Annotated in this window: 10 protein-coding genes; 3 read left to right on the top strand and 7 right to left on the bottom strand. The window is 60.9% G+C overall.

The features are described from left to right. Positions 1-751 precede the first annotated feature (751 nt). Entirely contained in the window at positions 752-2,113 is a 1,362-nt protein-coding gene (locus tag DWY03_RS07120; protein WP_117840294.1) for an ATP-binding protein, read from the top strand. 435 nt (positions 2,114-2,548) lie between these two features. Here DWY03_RS07120 and nifJ read toward each other — a convergent pair whose 3' ends face one another. The 6 genes from nifJ to DWY03_RS07090 all read right to left on the bottom strand — a co-directional run bounded on the left by nifJ (position 2,549) and on the right by DWY03_RS07090 (position 11,355). After that, positions 2,549-6,088, bottom strand: a complete 3,540-nt coding sequence (gene nifJ / locus DWY03_RS07115; protein WP_117634442.1) for a pyruvate:ferredoxin (flavodoxin) oxidoreductase — start codon at positions 6,086-6,088, stop codon at positions 2,549-2,551. 402 nt (positions 6,089-6,490) lie between these two features. Next, positions 6,491-7,429: an FHA domain-containing protein gene (locus DWY03_RS07110; RefSeq protein WP_022094220.1), complete on the bottom strand. Its 939-nt coding sequence runs from the start codon at positions 7,427-7,429 to the stop codon at positions 6,491-6,493. A 3-nt stretch (positions 7,430-7,432) separates the two neighbouring features. Beyond that, positions 7,433-9,277 (bottom strand): hypothetical protein, encoded by a 1,845-nt coding sequence (locus DWY03_RS07105; protein WP_117840293.1) that lies wholly within the window; start codon positions 9,275-9,277, stop codon positions 7,433-7,435. After that, positions 9,274-10,179, bottom strand: coding sequence for a hypothetical protein (locus DWY03_RS07100; protein ID WP_117840292.1), 906 nt, complete (start codon positions 10,177-10,179; stop codon positions 9,274-9,276). The genes DWY03_RS07105 and DWY03_RS07100 overlap by 4 nt, the downstream gene beginning before the upstream one ends. Before the next feature lie 245 nt (positions 10,180-10,424). Then, complete coding sequence (gene recR / locus DWY03_RS07095) at positions 10,425-11,021, bottom strand: recombination mediator RecR (RefSeq protein ID WP_117840291.1); 597 nt, start codon at positions 11,019-11,021, stop codon at positions 10,425-10,427. A 13-nt stretch (positions 11,022-11,034) separates the two neighbouring features. Next, positions 11,035-11,355 (bottom strand): YbaB/EbfC family nucleoid-associated protein, encoded by a 321-nt coding sequence (locus DWY03_RS07090; protein WP_006235174.1) that lies wholly within the window; start codon positions 11,353-11,355, stop codon positions 11,035-11,037. A 339-nt stretch (positions 11,356-11,694) separates the two neighbouring features. On the opposite strand from DWY03_RS07090, the gene DWY03_RS07085 reads away from it, so the two are divergent. Continuing rightward, positions 11,695-12,168 carry a hypothetical protein gene (locus tag DWY03_RS07085; RefSeq protein ID WP_117776364.1) on the top strand — a complete coding sequence of 158 codons (474 nt, stop codon included), beginning with the start codon at positions 11,695-11,697 and terminating at the stop codon, positions 12,166-12,168. 21 nt (positions 12,169-12,189) lie between these two features. On the opposite strand, the gene dnaX is transcribed toward DWY03_RS07085, so the two are convergent. Then, positions 12,190-14,670, bottom strand: coding sequence for a DNA polymerase III subunit gamma/tau (gene dnaX / locus DWY03_RS07080; RefSeq protein ID WP_158558634.1), 2,481 nt, complete (start codon positions 14,668-14,670; stop codon positions 12,190-12,192). A gap of 115 nt (positions 14,671-14,785) precedes the next feature. Between dnaX and DWY03_RS07075 the strand changes: the two genes are divergently transcribed. Next, positions 14,786-15,502, top strand: a complete 717-nt coding sequence (locus DWY03_RS07075) for a hypothetical protein (RefSeq protein WP_117846431.1) — start codon at positions 14,786-14,788, stop codon at positions 15,500-15,502. The last annotated feature ends 19 nt before the right edge of the window (positions 15,503-15,521 follow it).

Here is a 15,521-nt window from a genome sequence, read left to right as displayed (position 1 = left end):
AGGGCGTTGCCGCCGAGGGCGACGACAATACGATCGGGCTTGCCAAGAGGCTTAGACATTGCTGGAATCCTTTCTGTAAAAGGCCTACAACCCATTAATAACCCGCGTCCGTGCGATACGCGAGTTTATTAAGGTTTATATTCTCTTTATCGCTCATTTTATTCATTTTGAAAATACCTAAGCGGCGAACGGTCGATTTTACCCGCTCAGCGTAAAGAAGCCCAGTTCAGGCATATCTACGCCATTTACGTGCAACTTTATTTAAATAGAGCAGGGATTAGACCAGATTATGCAAACTATATCTTTGCTAAACACAAAACGGACAGCGCAATATCTTACTCGCACTATACGCGATTCTATACATTAATTTGACGAGTATGCACCCCTGCAAAAACATGGGGCTTTTCATCCAACATAAGGGATAGCCGATCGCGCTTCACCCCGCGGCAAGCGACTGCGAGTTCGCAGTATGGAACTTTACCGTCGGCTTCTGCATGAACGCTGCCGACGCCCTTTCGCTCCTGCGCGCCCAAGCAGCCGAGAACGCTAACGGCGCCACTGTCAACCTGGCCACCCTCAACAACGGCGCCGCCAGCCTTTTCGCAAAGTACCGTGCTGGTTCGCTAGCTTTGAGGCCTAAGTGAGCTTTGCTATTTGCCAATTTTTGTATGATTTGGGTCAAATCTATTTGTCAATTTTTGTATGATTAGGGGCAAATCTATTTGCCAATTTTTGTCAATGAGGTGTTTTAATGCTACGCCGCAAGGTCACTGATAGGCTTTTGAGCTGGAAGAATAACTCCCATAAGGCCCTGCTTGTTACCGGTGCGCGTCAGATTGGCAAGAGCTATGCGATTCGCGCGTTTGGAAAGAGCAACTACGCTTCGTATTATGAGGTCAATCTGCTACTTGATGCCGAGGCAAGAGACGTACTTGTTGGCGCTAAGAACTCCATTGACTTCATCAACCGTGTGGCCCTTCTTGCGGATGCACCGCTTGTTGAAGGAGACACGCTTATCTTCGTCGATGAGATTCAGGAGTATCCGCAGATCGTTACACTTATGAAGGCGCTGGTCGAGGACGGACGCTTTAGCTATGTCTTCTCGGGGTCTATGCTTGGGACTGAGTTTAAGGGGATCTCTTCTTTCCCGGTGGGGTATGTCGAGCACATTGTTATGCGGCCAATGGATTTTGAAGAGTTTTGTTGGGCAAACAGCATCAGCGAGAATGTGCTTGCAGACATCCGCAGCTGCCTTGTCGAGAGGCGTCCCGTCGAATATTTTATTCATGAGGCGATGCTCAAAAACTTTAGAGCTTATATCGTTTGCGGCGGCATGCCGGAGGTCGTTCAGAACTATATCGATTCGGGCTATTCGCTCGTGAGAACGCGTGAGCTTCAAATTCAGCTAGTCGATCAGTACAAAAGCGATATCTCTAAATATGCATCGACTCGAGCGTTTAACGTTCGCTCCATTTTCGAGCAAATTCCCGTTCAGCTTGAGGCGGAGTCCCATCGCTTTATCGTCTCGTCTCTAGGCGAGGGAGCTCGTCTTCAAAAATACGAGCAGGATTTCCTATGGCTGGTGAACGCAGGCGTTGGATTGATGGTCCCCCAGGTGACGGAGGCACGAAGTCCTCTCAAGAGGACGGAGAAAACGACAGCCTTTAAACTATACGAGTCCGATACAGGTATGCTCGCATCGCGGTATCCCGGCAGCACGGCACGCGCCGTCTACCTTGACATGAAAACCCCCAACCTCGGCGGCCTCTATGAGAACGTGGTCGCACAGGAACTCGTTGCCCTCGGAGCAGATACGTGGTACTACCAAACGCGTGAGGTCGGTGAAGTCGACTTTGTAATCGAAGGTGCCCTAGGGCATGTTGTCCCAATCGAAGTCAAATCGGGCAAGAAAGTTCGAGCACATGCAGCCCTCGACCGTTTGATGAGTGTGGGCGAGTACAAAATTCCCGAGGCCGTTGTGCTGAGCCACGAAAACCTTTGCAAAGAGGGCAAGATCCTTTACGTTCCAATCTATATGACATTCTGTCTCGATGAGTTTATGGAAAAGGACGACCCCAACAACGATTTCTCGTTTGCACCCATATCTCTCTAGGTCATCTGAGTCCGCAAGCCAGCCCCCACGCCCAAAGTACTGCGCCTTTCGCGCCAAAGGCGCGAAACAGCAAGGGGATAGAAGGCAGCGACAACCAACTCCCCCACTATGCCCAAAGTGCTGCGATGTTTCGCGCAAAGCGCGAAACAGCACTGGGGCAGCAGAAGGCCACAATCAGCTAGCCCTCCATGCCCAAAGTGGCGCGTGGTTTCGCGGCCACGCCGCGAAACAGCGACCGGGACAAGGCACCCCCACAGCCACGTCCTTCATTCAGCCCCACAATCCGAGGACGTAGTCGTAGCAGGATCTGAGGGCTAACCTTCGCGGACACTCCGCAGGACGAAAGAACCCCCGCCGCACGTAGTGCGCAGCGGGGGTTCTTTCATGTCCGAGGACGTCCGCGAAGGTCAGCCCTCAGATCCTGCGGTGGGAGACCTAGGCCTCGTTGTACACCGTCTTGAGCTTCAGCAGGTGAGCGTAGCGGTCCATGGCGGCCTGCTCGTTCTCCTTGAAGAGCTCCTCGGCACGCTCGGGGAAGGAACGCGTCAGCGAAGCGTAACGGGCCTCGTTCATCAGGAACTCCTGATAACCGCCCGCGGGCTCCTTGGAATCGAGCGAGAACTTCTTGCCGGCAGCAGCCTCGGGGTTGAAGCGGAAGAGGTTCCAGTAACCGCACTCGACAGCCTTCTTCATCTCGGCCTGGCAGTTCTGCATGCCGCCCTTCTTGATGGAGTGCATCTCGCAGGGGCTGTAGCCGATGATGAGGGACGGGCCGTCGTAGGCCTCGGCCTCGTGGATGGCCTTGAGGGTCTGAGCCGGGTTGGCGCCCATGGCGACCTGCGCCACGTAGACGTAGCCGTAGCTCATGGCAATCTCGGCCAGGGACTTCTTCTTGGTCACCTTACCGGCAGCGGCGAACTGAGCGACCTGGCCCAGGTTCGAGGCCTTGGAGGCCTGACCGCCGGTGTTGGAGTAAACCTCGGTGTCGAAGACAAAGACGTTGACATTGTGGCCGGAAGCCAGGACGTGATCCAGACCACCGAAGCCGATGTCGTAGGCCCAACCGTCGCCGCCGAAGATCCAGAAGGACTTCTTGGTGAGGTAAGCCTTGTCGGCGAGGATTGCCTTGGAAGCCTCGCAGCCGCACTTCTCGAGCTCGGCAACGTAGGCAGCGGCAGCGGTCTTGGAGGCCTCGGCGTCGTTGACGGAGTCGATCCAAGCCTGACCGGCGGCCTTGAGCTCATCGGACGGACCATCGGCAGCGATGATGTCCTGGGTAGCGGCGATCAGCTTGTGCTGAACGGCCTCATAGCCAACGGCCATGCCCAGACCGTGCTCGGCATTGTCCTCGAACAGGGAGTTGTTCCACGCCGGGCCGTGACCGTCCTTGTCCTTGCAGTAAGGAGCGGTGGCAGCGGGGTTACCCCAAATGGAGGAGCAGCCGGTGGCGTTGGAAATGAACATGCGGTCGCCGGCGACCTGGGTCACCAGACGTGCATAGGCGGTCTCGGCACAGCCGGCGCAGGAACCCGAGAACTCCAGGTAGGGCTGCTTAAACTGGCTGCCCTTGACGTTGGCCGCGATGAGCTCCTTCTTCTCGGAGACGTTCTCGACCATGTAGTCCCAAACGGGCTGCTGGTCCATCTCCTGCTCGGTGGGAACCATCTCGAGGGCGCCCTTGGGGCAGACCTTGACGCAGTTGGTGCAACCCATGCAGTCGAGCGGGGACACAGCCATGGTGAACTTCATGCCCTTGGCCTTGGGGCCCATGGCGTCGAGCGTGCGGGTAGCCTCGGGCGCGGCGGCAGCCTCGTCCTCGGTCATCGCGAACGGACGGATGGTGGCATGCGGGCACACGTAGGCGCACTGGTTGCACTGGATGCACTTGGTCTCGTCCCAGTGAGGAACGACCACGGCGACGCCGCGCTTCTCGTATGCGGAGGCACCCAGCTCAAACTGGCCGTCGGCGCAACCGACGAAGGCGGAAACGGGCAGGCTGTCGCCATCCATGCGATCGATGGGCTCGAGCAGGTTCTTGACCTGCTGGGCGATGGCGGACTTGGTCTCCTCGGAGAGCTCGACGGGAGCGGCGTCCTCGGCGGTAGCCCAGTCGGCCGGAACCTCGAACTTACGGAAAGCAGTAGCGCCGGCATCGATGGCCTTGTGGTTGGCGTCGACGATAGCCTGGCCCTTCTTCATGTAGGACTTGGTAGCCGCGTCCTTCATGTACTGCAGGGCGTTCTCGGCGGGCAGGACCTTGGCCAGCGCGAAGAAGGCGGACTGGAGCACCGTGTTGGTGCGCTTGCCCATGCCGACCTTAGCGGCCAGGTCGATAGCGTCGATCAGGTAGACGTTGACGTTGTTGTTCGCGATGTAGCGCTTGGCCACGGCGGGCATGTGCTCGGCGAACTCCTCGTCGCTCCACTGACAGTTGACCAGGAAGGTGCCGCCCGGCTTGACGTCGCGGACCATCTTGAAGCCCTTAACGATGTAGCTGGGGTTGTGGCAAGCGACAAAGTCGGCCTTGGTCACGTAGTACGGCGAGCGGATCGGGGAATCACCAAAGCGCAGGTGCGAGACAGTGACGCCGCCGGTCTTCTTGGAGTCGTACTGGAAGTAGGCCTGGACGTACTTGTCGGTGTGGTCGCCGATGATCTTGATCGAGTTCTTGTTGGCGCCGACGGTACCGTCGCCACCCAGACCCCAGAACTTGCACTCGATGGTGCCGGGGGCTGCGGTGTTGGGCGCATCCTCGGCCTCGGGCAGGCTCAGGTTGGTCACGTCATCGACAATGCCGATGGTGAACTCGCGCTTGGGCTCGTCCTTCTTGAGCTCCTCGAAGACAGCGAACGCGGACGCGGGAGGCGTGTCCTTGCTGCCCAGGCCATAACGGCCGCCGACGACCTTGATGCCCGTCTTGCCGGCCTCGTAGAGAGCGGAGACGACGTCCTGGTAGAGCGGCTCGCCGATGGAACCCGGCTCCTTGGTACGGTCCATGACGGCGATCTTCTGGACGGTCTCGGGGAGAACGTCCACAAAGTGCTTGATGGAGAACGGGCGGAACAGGCGAACCTTGACCAGGCCGACCTTCTCGCCGTGAGCGTTGAGGTAGTCGATGACTTCCTCGAGCACGTCGCAGAAGGAGCCCATGCACACGACGACGCGATCAGCATCGGGAGCGCCGTAGTAGTTGAACAGGCCGTAATCGGTGCCGAGCTTCTCGTTGATCTTCTTCATGTAGCCCTCGACGACGGCGGGAAGCTCGTCGTAGACCTTGTTGCAGGCCTCACGGTTCTGGAAGAAGATATCGCCGTTCTCGTGGCTGCCGCGGGTGTGCGGGTGCTCAGGGTTGAGCGCGTGGTCGCGGAAAGCCTGGACGGCGTCCATGTCGCACATCTCGGCCAGATCCTTGTAGTCCCACATGGCGACCTTCTGGATCTCGTGGCTGGTGCGGAAGCCGTCGAAGAAGTTAAGGAACGGGGTCTTGCCCTCGATGGCGGCAAGGTGAGCCACCGGCGAGAGGTCCATGACCTCCTGGACGTTGCCCTCGGCGAGCATGGCGAAGCCGGTCTGACGACAGGCCATGACGTCGGAGTGATCGCCAAAAATGTTCAGGGCGTGGGAAGCGACGCAACGCGCGGAGACGTGGAAGACGCCCGGGAGCTGCTCGCCCGCGATCTTGTACATGTTCGGGATCATCAGGAGCAGACCCTGAGAAGCCGTGTAGGTGGTGGTCAGAGCACCGGCGCCCAGCGAACCGTGAACAGTACCGGCTGCACCTGCCTCGGACTCCATCTCGACGACCTTGACCGGGGTGCCGAAGATGTTCTTGCGACCCTGGGCCGCCCACTGGTCGACATGGTCGGCCATCGGGCTGGACGGCGTAATGGGATAGATTCCCGCTACCTCGGTGTACGCATACGAAACATATGCGGCCGCCTCGTTGCCGTCCATAGACTTAAACTTACGCGCCATATACCCCTCTCCTCTCATATAGGTATACAGGCCCCGGCGATCGCCGGGATGTTGGCGTGATGGGATTTACGCTGTTGCTTCCAATCATCTGGCAGGCAGGCTCAGCAGCAGGTACGTGGCGTGGAGAGAAGACATGCCGAGGCGAGGGGCAACTGATGCGCCCCACAGACCCGACCGCCCGTCTTGCACATGACCGAGCGCCGCAAAGGCCGCATGCCGGATGCTCCCGGGCACGCCCCGGCGATGGGAAGCGCCCGCAACGGAAATCCGCATGCGGGTTTATTGTACCCCGCCGTCAAGTGTAATTTCGGCAAATATAGGCGGGCGGTAAAGGTTTACCTCGGGTGACTGCCGGGAGCAAAATGATCCCTTGGGGACGGAGGGACCATTTGGCGGGACTGGCTAGAGGGCACCGAAGAGGATGGCGTAGGTAGTGGATTCGCCGAGCTTGAGCTCGTCGCCGGGATTGAGTTGGGCAGAACGGCCGGGCTCGACCTGAATGCAGACGCGCGTGGCCCCGTTTACCACCACGGTTCCGTTGGTGGACGACAAGTCCTCGACGTGCCAGATATTTTGAGCATCGCACCAGATATGGGCATGGCGGGCCGAGACATCGTCGCCGACGTCGGTAATATCGCCCTCACCAGTGGCCAGCGCGCCAATCTCAACACCCTGCTCGCTCGGCTGAATCCAGCGCGGGGCGCTCACGACAAAACTGTTTTGTACGCGCAGCAAGCCCAAGGGGTGCGCCGGGGCGGGTTCGCGTTCGCCCGCGGTCATCGACATGCCAAGCGAACGCGGCGTGGAGGTGCCTCCGCCACAGGTCGCGTGCGCGTAGTCGATGGCATAGTTCACCGAGGACCGCACATCCGCCGAACAACCGACGGCGACAAACAGCACCAGCACGGCCTCGGCGCGCTCGGCGGGCATGAGTTCCGCCGCCTGGGACAGGCGATCGAGCGCGTTGCGATAGAGATTCGTGTCCTGGTGGCACTCTTCGAGCGCGCGTACCATCGGTTCACCTGCAGGGCCGCACACCATATTGATCACAGCCGTGGAGTCCATGGGATTGCGCTGGCGCAGGGCCAGTTGCGACATAATACGCGCAGCCGAGGTACCGTATTCGGCAAAGTAGCGCTGCTGAAGCGTGCCGACCGGCGCGCGAACGATAAAGCGGGAAACCCAAGAGCGATCGGCGGCTCGGCTCTGCGGGCTGCGGCCGTCGGCGAGCGGACGGGACGAAAGCACCAAGCCGCACAGCTCGATATGGCTCAGATGCGCCGCGCGCTTAAAGATGTCAAACATGGCCCCGCATGGGGTGAGCTCAACTTGAGATGCCATGACCTAGGCCTCCTTGGTCGTAGAAATAGAATCGGACGATACTTCGACAGGTCCGCCAAAAGTACGGGCAGCTGCGGCTCCACCGGCAAGCGGAGTCGCCATCTGGGCTTTTGTGCGTCGCGGTGCCGAAACGGGAAGTTCAAAGGCAAAGCCCATCGCAAGCAAAAACCACGTAAGCGTATAGGTTGCAACCAGAGCGGCAACAAGGCCGCCCATCACGGCGCGTTGGGAAAATACGCTACATGCAGCCACAACCAGCACCGGAACCTCGCAGGCAGAAAGCGCAAGCACACCCTGCAGGAAGCCCGAACGCCGATCGCGCGCAAGTGTCCCCGCGGCAACGCCGGCTATACCTGGCAGCGCCAACGCCAGTGCGGCAATAATACCCGGTAGCGACCCAGACCACACGAGCGATCCCAAAGTCGCCGTCACGCGAGCGCCCGACGCCAGCAGCGCGGCCGAAACCACGACCACAGCCCAAACCACGCCACAGACGACCGTCGCGCCGACCATCAGCGCGCGACGAACCGCGCGGCCGGACGCATCCATGGGGCACGGCGTGAGCGGCTCGCCGCGGAGCGAACGACCGACATTTTGCGTATAGTGGTCACAAAACGCCGAGAGCGCCGCCTCGACCGCCGCCGGCTCGGGACGATCTTTTTGATGGCTGGACAGACAGGCCATCACCACGTCGAACAGCTGGGCATCGACAAACGCCAGCGCATCGCGTAGCTCTTCGGAATCCGGCTCAAGCCCTAGCTGCTGGGCCTGCTCGGCCGCGGCGAGCGCCACATCGGGCTCACGACGAAGCAGCTGAGTCAAATCGCAACCGGGCGCATGGGCACCAATGGGATAGTCGGGCCGCGTGTCCATCTTGAGACGGTAGGGGCTCGCGATGTCGCGCGTCTTTTTGCGCGAACCCGAGGTGCCCGAAGTGCTCGGCGCGGCTTCGTATGGTGCGACGCCGGCAATGAGCTTGTAAACCGTGCTTGCCGCGGCATAGACGTCAATCGCCGGCGACATACGCAAAGCGCGCAGGTCGGGAATATCGTCGGTGAGCATCTCGGGCGGGGCATAGGCAACCGTCGCGCGACGCAGCGTGGCATAACGCTCCGTAAACGACGCCTTGCCGCCGGTACCGGCCACGACCGACGCAGGCTCGAGCGCCAGCGACGAGCCAAAGTCGATCAGGCACAGGTCAAAGGCGCCCTCGGCAAGCTGCCGGTCAAGCGGTAGACGCGCCGTGCGCACCATAATATTAGCGGGCGAGATATCGCGATGGACAAAGCCCTCCCCCACCAGGCTCATGCGGCAGAGCAGATCGAACAGGTCGCGACCCAGACGCGCCGCCACAAGCGGCGACAGGCGTCCGGCATCGTCCACGGCAAGTCGCGATCGCAAGCGGGCAAGCGTCTCGCCCTCGACCCATTCCATGACAATTGCAGGCACGCCGTCGACCTCGCCCCAGCCATAGAGGCGGGGAAAGCCCTTAAGGCCCGAAAGGGCGCGATGGCATTCATATTCCTCGCGAAACGCCGCCTTGAACTTGGCGACCAGCGCCTCGTGAGTTGCATCGTCGTCAAACTCATCGCGCGTCGGCAAGATGAGCTGCTTGAGCGCCACGGCCTCGCCTTGGGCGTTGACGGCACGCGTCACGCGGCCGATACCGCCACGGCGCATGGTGGCATCGTCGGCAAACAGCATCGTAAAACGACGCAGATAGGCAGGCAGTTCGTCCTGACCGAGCGCAATGGCCGGCTCAAACCCGTCGACACGCGCCAGGCGCAGGCCGACCATGGGATCGCGACCGAGCGATTGTGGTGTGGTGGATGCAAGATCGGTCATCATAGGGCAAGCGCCGCCATGTTATTGTTGAAGTTACCGAGCGCAACGTCATCATCGCCGTAATGGCCGACCCATTGACATAGGTTGGTGTAACAGCCCCACAGATTGGCATACTGCTGATACCACTTTGACCGGGGCGAGAATGTCTGACGACCGAACTCGGCTCGAATGACAAACATCTCCCCGACCAGGCTGTCGCACGGCCTGGGATCTCCCGTAGAGTTATAGGTCGAAACCACGTCATTGGCACGAGAAACATAGCCGTCGAGCATGTTGTACTTGGTCACAAGCCAACTGTGAATGCTCTCTTCCTCAGCAGCGGAAAGGCCACCGGAGTTTGCATCGTTGTCAGCGTTGCCGCCCATCGAGCCGCCGTTTCCAGACCCTCCGGCAGAGGAACCCGATCCAGAACCGCCGCCCGAACTCGACGAATCCGAGCCGGAGCCAGAAGTATCCGAGTTACCGGGCTTTCCGGACTGCTGGGCGTCCTGTTCCTTCTGCTGCTCGACCTTATTCACCGTTGCCGCCACGCTATTGTTGGACAACCGATCGATGATCTTGGTGTTGGTGAGCACGATGGTTTTGCCATTGGCAAGCGTGACTTCGTTGTCCGGGGCCTCGGCGCCGTCCGCGTCGTCGGTGCCAAACACAATATGCGCGACCACACTTGCCCAAGCATATCCAGTCGTGGTGCCCAGATCACTTTTGACCTCATGCCCCACGCGCGGTTCGCGTGCGGCATGTGCCTGCATCATGGACGGCACGGTCATGCCATAGGCAGAAACGCCAGCTATGACCAGCACCAGCGAGCAAGACAGCAGTGCGTACGCCCGCGGCGCCAAGCCCAGTCGGCGTCGCATGCGCACCGCGGCGCCGCGCTTTGTCTGAGTGCCACCGGGCCGCATGCGTTCTCCTCCAACAAAAACACGCCGCTCGGGAGCGGCGCATTCATTCGAATCCATATTTGAGTGTATCAGCGAACCCAAAAGGTTGCGCAACGAATGGGCAAATTAAGGATGCGAGTGGAAGCATCCATGCGATAAGCGGATACAAAGTATCTTTGTTGCACAACAAACTTATAGTCGCACGGGGAAATTATGACTGCCCCGTGCGTCGCGATGAAGACATACGGCAGGAGCAGGCTCGCCACCTAAATCGTGCGACGGTCCTCAATGGCGCGCCCAAGCGTAAGCTCGTCGGCATACTCCAGGTCGCCGCCCACGGGCAGGCCGCTCGCCAGACGCGACACCTCGACGCCCAGCGGCTTGATAGTGCGGGCCAGGTAGCTCGCCGTGGTCTCGCCCTCAATATTGGGGTTGGTGGCGATGATGACCTCATGGATATCCTCGTGGCCCAAACGCGCCAGCAGCTCGCGGATGTGCAGCTGCTCGGGACCAATCTTGTCCATGGGGCTGATCACGCCGCCCAATACGTGGTAGAGACCGTGGTAGCTGCCCGTGCGCTCAATCGCCTGGACATCGCGCGGCTCGCCCACCACGCAAATGCGAGTGGTGTCGCGCATCGAATCCTGGCAGATGGAGCACTCGTCAGCGGTGGCGTAGTTAAAGCAGCGGCTGCAAAAATGCACTTCCTGCTTAACCTCCAGAATGGCCTCGGCCAGGCGGCGCGCCTCCTCGGCGTCAGCCTCCAACAGGTAATAGGCGATGCGCTGAGCCGACTTGGGGCCAATGCCCGGCAGGCGGCCCAGCTCATCGAGCAGTTTTTGCAGACTGTGATTCGCACTCATATATATGCGTGTCTTAGAACGGCATGCCCGGGATGTTGAGGCCGCCGGTGATGGCGCCCATCTGCTTGTTGGCAAGCTCGTTGACACCGCGGACGGCCTCGTTGACGGCAGCCATGATCATGTCCTGCAGCATATCGACGTCCTCGGGATCGAGGGCATCGGGGTCGATGGTGAGGTTGACGAGCTCCATCTCGCCGTTAACGGTCACCTTGACCATGCCGCCGCCGGCAGAGGCGTCGACGGTCTGGGACTTAAGGTTTTCCTGCGCGGCGGCAAGCTGCTCCTGCATCTTGCGAGCCTGCTTCATCATTTGCTGCATGTTCATACCGGCCATGATGGCTCCTTTACGTGCGGCCGCGCGACAAGCTGCAAGGGCAGCCGGAGCGCGACGGGACTTTCAAACTCAAAAATCGTACCACGGCGCGGGGCAAGCAAGCGGGGCGGACACGCTACCTCAGTCGATATACATGTCCTCTAATACAAACCACGCGCAAAGATTATGCAAGGCCGAATTATGCAAGGTTGCATAATATCGCATACTCAATCTAGTAGAGCCGAATCCGGCATTTCATGTGTGCCACTAAATAGCTAAATGCCAAACCGCTGCTCGAGGCGGAGCACATGGCGGCAGGGTATAATTTGATTGTCATAGATTGCAATTTGGAGGTGCCCCATGAATGCCCCCGACGCGCTCCAAAACATCCGCTCAAAACACCCCGTTGCATATGTGGTTCTCTATCTCTTTGTCGGCTGGGCATTGCTGGTTGTCATCACCCATGCCATAGCTTTTGGAGCAGAACTGCTGATAGCCAGCTCGGACCAGCCCGTCGTCAAATGGGAGACGACCGATGAATGCACCGACGGAACCCGAACCATTTACTACAACAGCCCGTCCCTCTACCAAGAGTTCAAGGTCAAGATAAAGGACTCCAAGATTGTCGATGCCGAACTGGGCTCTTTATTTACAATCGGAGCAACCGTCAACGCCGAGCAAGTCGAGTACACGGACGGCCATGCGACGTATCGTATCGACCTCAGCATCCTAGGCCGACCGTCACGCGCTTGTCTGCTCGAATGCGATATACGCGGCACCACGTTGCACATGTCCGAAATACAGATGCGCCCGGGCAAGGGGTTCTCTTCTTGAGCAGTATACCCGCCTGCGCAGCTACTCCACCGGCTTGAAGATGGTGGACTGGCCGAAGACGCTGCGGATGAGGGCTTTGGCCTCGTCCTCGGTCTGCGGGATGCTCGGGGCTGCACCCTGATGGCCGAAGGGGCCGCCCGCACCGGAGTTGGACTCCCAGGGAGCTGCAGGAGCGTCCTCCTCTTTGGGGGCAGTTGCAGCGGACTTGGGCGCGGACGCCGCACCCGGCACGTCGAACGGAGGCAGATCGTCCCCACCAGCATCGGCAACAAAACCGCCAACCATGGCATCGTCGTAGGGAACCTGCTCGGATTCCCATGGCGCAGACGGCGCGGCGGGCTGAGCCTTGGGAGCGGACGCGCGCTCGGGCGCTCGGGGCGCGGGCTCGGTCGGGAGCTTGCCCGTGGCAGGAGCGCCGGCGGGGTTGTCGGAGCGCAGCCAGGGGGCTTTGCCCAGGTCAGACGACTTGGGCGCGGGCGAGGCAGGCTTGGGCGCGGGTGTCGGAGCAGCCGGTTTGGCCATGACGGGCTTAGGCGCCGACGGGGTCGGCGCCGCTATCGGTGCTGCTTTTGGCTGCGTCGCGCTGGCGCTCGAGGATGCAGGGGCCGCCGAGGACACGGGTTGCGGGTCCGCAGATACCGCAGCCCGTGCAGATGGAGAATGCTCCTCATGTTGAGGAGCCGGCGTGCCACCCCCATCCAGGACATAGTCGACGGTACGACGACCGAAGACCGCACTGACTGTCGGCAGGACCACCGACTGCGTGTCGGCGCGTCCAAGCATCTTGATGGCAAAGGTCGAGCCCGCGGGGAACGAGACCGTGAGCCTGGAGCCGTCGTCAGCCGTGGCGCGGGCATTGAGCAAAAGCCCCGCGTAGGAAGCCTGACGCGCCTTGACACGCTCGACAACCTCGGCCCATTTGCGCTGCAGCTCTCCGGCATCCTCGACCGCGGGCGTCTCGGCAGTACCGGCGGCGGCAACCTGGGCGGCATTGTTGGACTGGGGCTTAGGTGCCGGAGCGGTGGCAGGCGCGGGAGCCGCAACGGGCTGAGGCGTCGGAGTCGACGCAGGCTGAGGTGCAGGCGCTGCAGGCTTGGAAGCTGACACGGACGCAGAACGGGACGCAGGCTGGGCAGCCGGAACAGCAGCACCACGGTCCCAAGGCATACCGCCCTGGCGCGCGGACGTACCAGCGGGGGCAGCGGATGCCGCCGGAGCGGCAGCACGGGCGCCCGAAATGAGCGTCGGCTGCTGGGCAGCAGCGGGTACGGATGCTGCAGGCGCGGCGGCCTGAGCAGCAGCCACGCTCGCCGGCACGGCGCCGTTGGCAACCATGGCCTCCAAGCGAGCCACGCGCTCGGCCAATGCCTCAATCGTTAAATCGGCCTCGGGACGTGCCAGGCGCGTGCAGGCGATCTCGAGCACCAGGCGCACGTCGCTCGCGCCCCTCATCTCCAGTGCGGCATCGTCGAGCACCGTCAGCACACGGGCCAGGCGGTCGGCAGGATGCTCGCCAAAGGCAGCGGCCTCGGCAGCAAGCGCCTCGGCCTGCTCGGAGCCGCCCTCAAACAGCTCGGCACGGGCACCGGCAACGCAGGCAACGTACACGTCACGCACATGCGCCACCAGGTCGCGCGTCAGCTCCAGCAGGTCGTTTCCTTCCTCGACCTGCGCACGGATCAGTCCATAGAGCTCGGCAACATTGCGATCGGCAATGGCGCGGGCAAACTCGCCCAGAATCTGGTCCGAAACCTCGCCTAAAAGCGAGCGGGCGTCGTCCGCATGCACAGAACCGTTGCCAAAGACGCTCAGCTGTTCCAGCGTGGACAACGCGTCGCGCATGCCGCCCTTGGCATGGCGCGCCACGATAGCCAGCGCCTCATCGTCGTAATCGAAGCCCTCCTGCTCGCACACGTATGCCAGGCGACGCTCAATATCCTCGTTGCCGATGCGATGGAAATCGAAACGCTGGCAGCGCGAGAGGATGGTCTCCAGAATCTTTTGCGGGTCGGTGGTGCACAGCACAAAGATCACGTGTGCCGGCGGCTCCTCGAGCGTCTTGAGCAGCGCGTTGAACGCCGCCGTCGTGAGCATGTGGACCTCGTCGATGATATAGATCTTGTACTTGCCGCGCACCGGGGCAAAGTTGACGGAGTTGATGATTTCCTCGCGCACATTGTCCACGCCCGTGCGGGAGGCGGCATCGAGCTCGTAGACATCGGGGTGGTTACCCTCGGCAATGAGCTCGCACTCCTCGCAAGTACCGTCGGGCATGCAGCCGCTTGCACCCTCGGCGCGCGCCGCCTCGGCATTGCGGCACAGCAGCGCCTTGGCCAGAATGCGCGCCATGGTGGTCTTGCCCGTGCCGCGCGGTCCGCAGAACAGGTAGGCGTGGGACAGACGCCCCTCGGTGATGGCGTGCTCGAGCGTCGAGACGATATGCTGCTGGCCCACCACGGAGTCAAAGGTGAGCGGGCGATACTTTCGGTACAACGATTCCATGGGTGCTCCCCCGGGTATACTGAGTCTTGTTGCCGCGGCGGCCATGCGGTCGCACGGCATACTGCACTCATAATAACCCGTACGGCGAGCCCGCCGCGATAGGAGTCCAAAGAGTATGGCAGACGCAGAGAGCAACCTCATTCCCTCCGAAGCAGCCGACCAGGTCGAGGTCGCGCTCGAGGCGCGGGCAGCAGCCGATGACGGCATCCTGTACCTCAACGAGTATCAGTACGAAAACGATCTGGTCACCGACTTCGCCCGCCTGGTCGCCTCGCCCAGACGCCGCGGCTCCCTGTATGTCGCCGCCGCCATTGCCGCCCTGCTGGGTATTGGCATGCTGGTAGCCGGTGGCAACTGGATCAAGTTTGGCGTCGTCTTGATCGTATTCGGCGCCTTTTTGGCCTGGTGGAGCAAAAACCTGCACCACACCCTCGCCCGCGACTTTATCGACGCCGTTGAGGCCGACGAGTCCATGGGTGGCCGCTATCGCCGCGTCGCCGCCAACGAGGACGGCCTGATGGTTTGGGGCACGAGCGGCAAGTCGCAGTTCTTCCCGTTTGAAAAGCTCGACCACGTGCTCGACGGCGAGCGCATCTTTGTGGCCATGTTCGCCGACCAGGGCGTGACGATCCCTAAGGACACCTTTGTCCGCGGCGATGCCGAGCAGTTCGGTCCCTTCCTTAAGACGCGCATCAACAAAAAACTCCGCATCGAGACCAAACGCAAGAAGATGAAGGCAGAAAAGGCCGCTGCCGAAGCAAAACAGGGCGACAAGCCCCAGGAGACCAAGGGCAAGCAGCGCAAGCAGAAGAAGAGCAAGAAGAGGCGGTAGGCCGGCCGACACCGAAGGC

This window comes from Collinsella sp. AF23-2, assembly GCF_003459245.1.
Lineage (GTDB): Bacteria > Actinomycetota > Coriobacteriia > Coriobacteriales > Coriobacteriaceae > Collinsella.
Note: the sequence above shows the minus strand (reverse complement) of the source record. Positions and strands in the feature narration are given on the sequence as shown.

What these genes read in the sequence shown, in the direction of transcription:
- DWY03_RS07105 (WP_117840293.1), bottom strand. Translation starts at nt 9,277, where the DNA reads ATGATGACCGATCTTGCATCCACCACACCACAATCGCTCGGTCGCGAT.
- DWY03_RS07120 (WP_117840294.1), top strand. Translation starts at nt 752, where the DNA reads ATGCTACGCCGCAAGGTCACTGATAGGCTTTTGAGCTGGAAGAATAAC.
- DWY03_RS07090 (WP_006235174.1), bottom strand. Translation starts at nt 11,355, where the DNA reads ATGGCCGGTATGAACATGCAGCAAATGATGAAGCAGGCTCGCAAGATG.
- DWY03_RS07075 (WP_117846431.1), top strand. Translation starts at nt 14,786, where the DNA reads ATGGCAGACGCAGAGAGCAACCTCATTCCCTCCGAAGCAGCCGACCAG.
- DWY03_RS07110 (WP_022094220.1), bottom strand. Translation starts at nt 7,429, where the DNA reads ATGGCATCTCAAGTTGAGCTCACCCCATGCGGGGCCATGTTTGACATC.
- DWY03_RS07100 (WP_117840292.1), bottom strand. Translation starts at nt 10,179, where the DNA reads ATGCGGCCCGGTGGCACTCAGACAAAGCGCGGCGCCGCGGTGCGCATG.
- dnaX (WP_158558634.1), bottom strand. Translation starts at nt 14,670, where the DNA reads ATGGAATCGTTGTACCGAAAGTATCGCCCGCTCACCTTTGACTCCGTG.
- recR (WP_117840291.1), bottom strand. Translation starts at nt 11,021, where the DNA reads ATGAGTGCGAATCACAGTCTGCAAAAACTGCTCGATGAGCTGGGCCGC.
- nifJ (WP_117634442.1), bottom strand. Translation starts at nt 6,088, where the DNA reads ATGGCGCGTAAGTTTAAGTCTATGGACGGCAACGAGGCGGCCGCATAT.
- DWY03_RS07085 (WP_117776364.1), top strand. Translation starts at nt 11,695, where the DNA reads ATGAATGCCCCCGACGCGCTCCAAAACATCCGCTCAAAACACCCCGTT.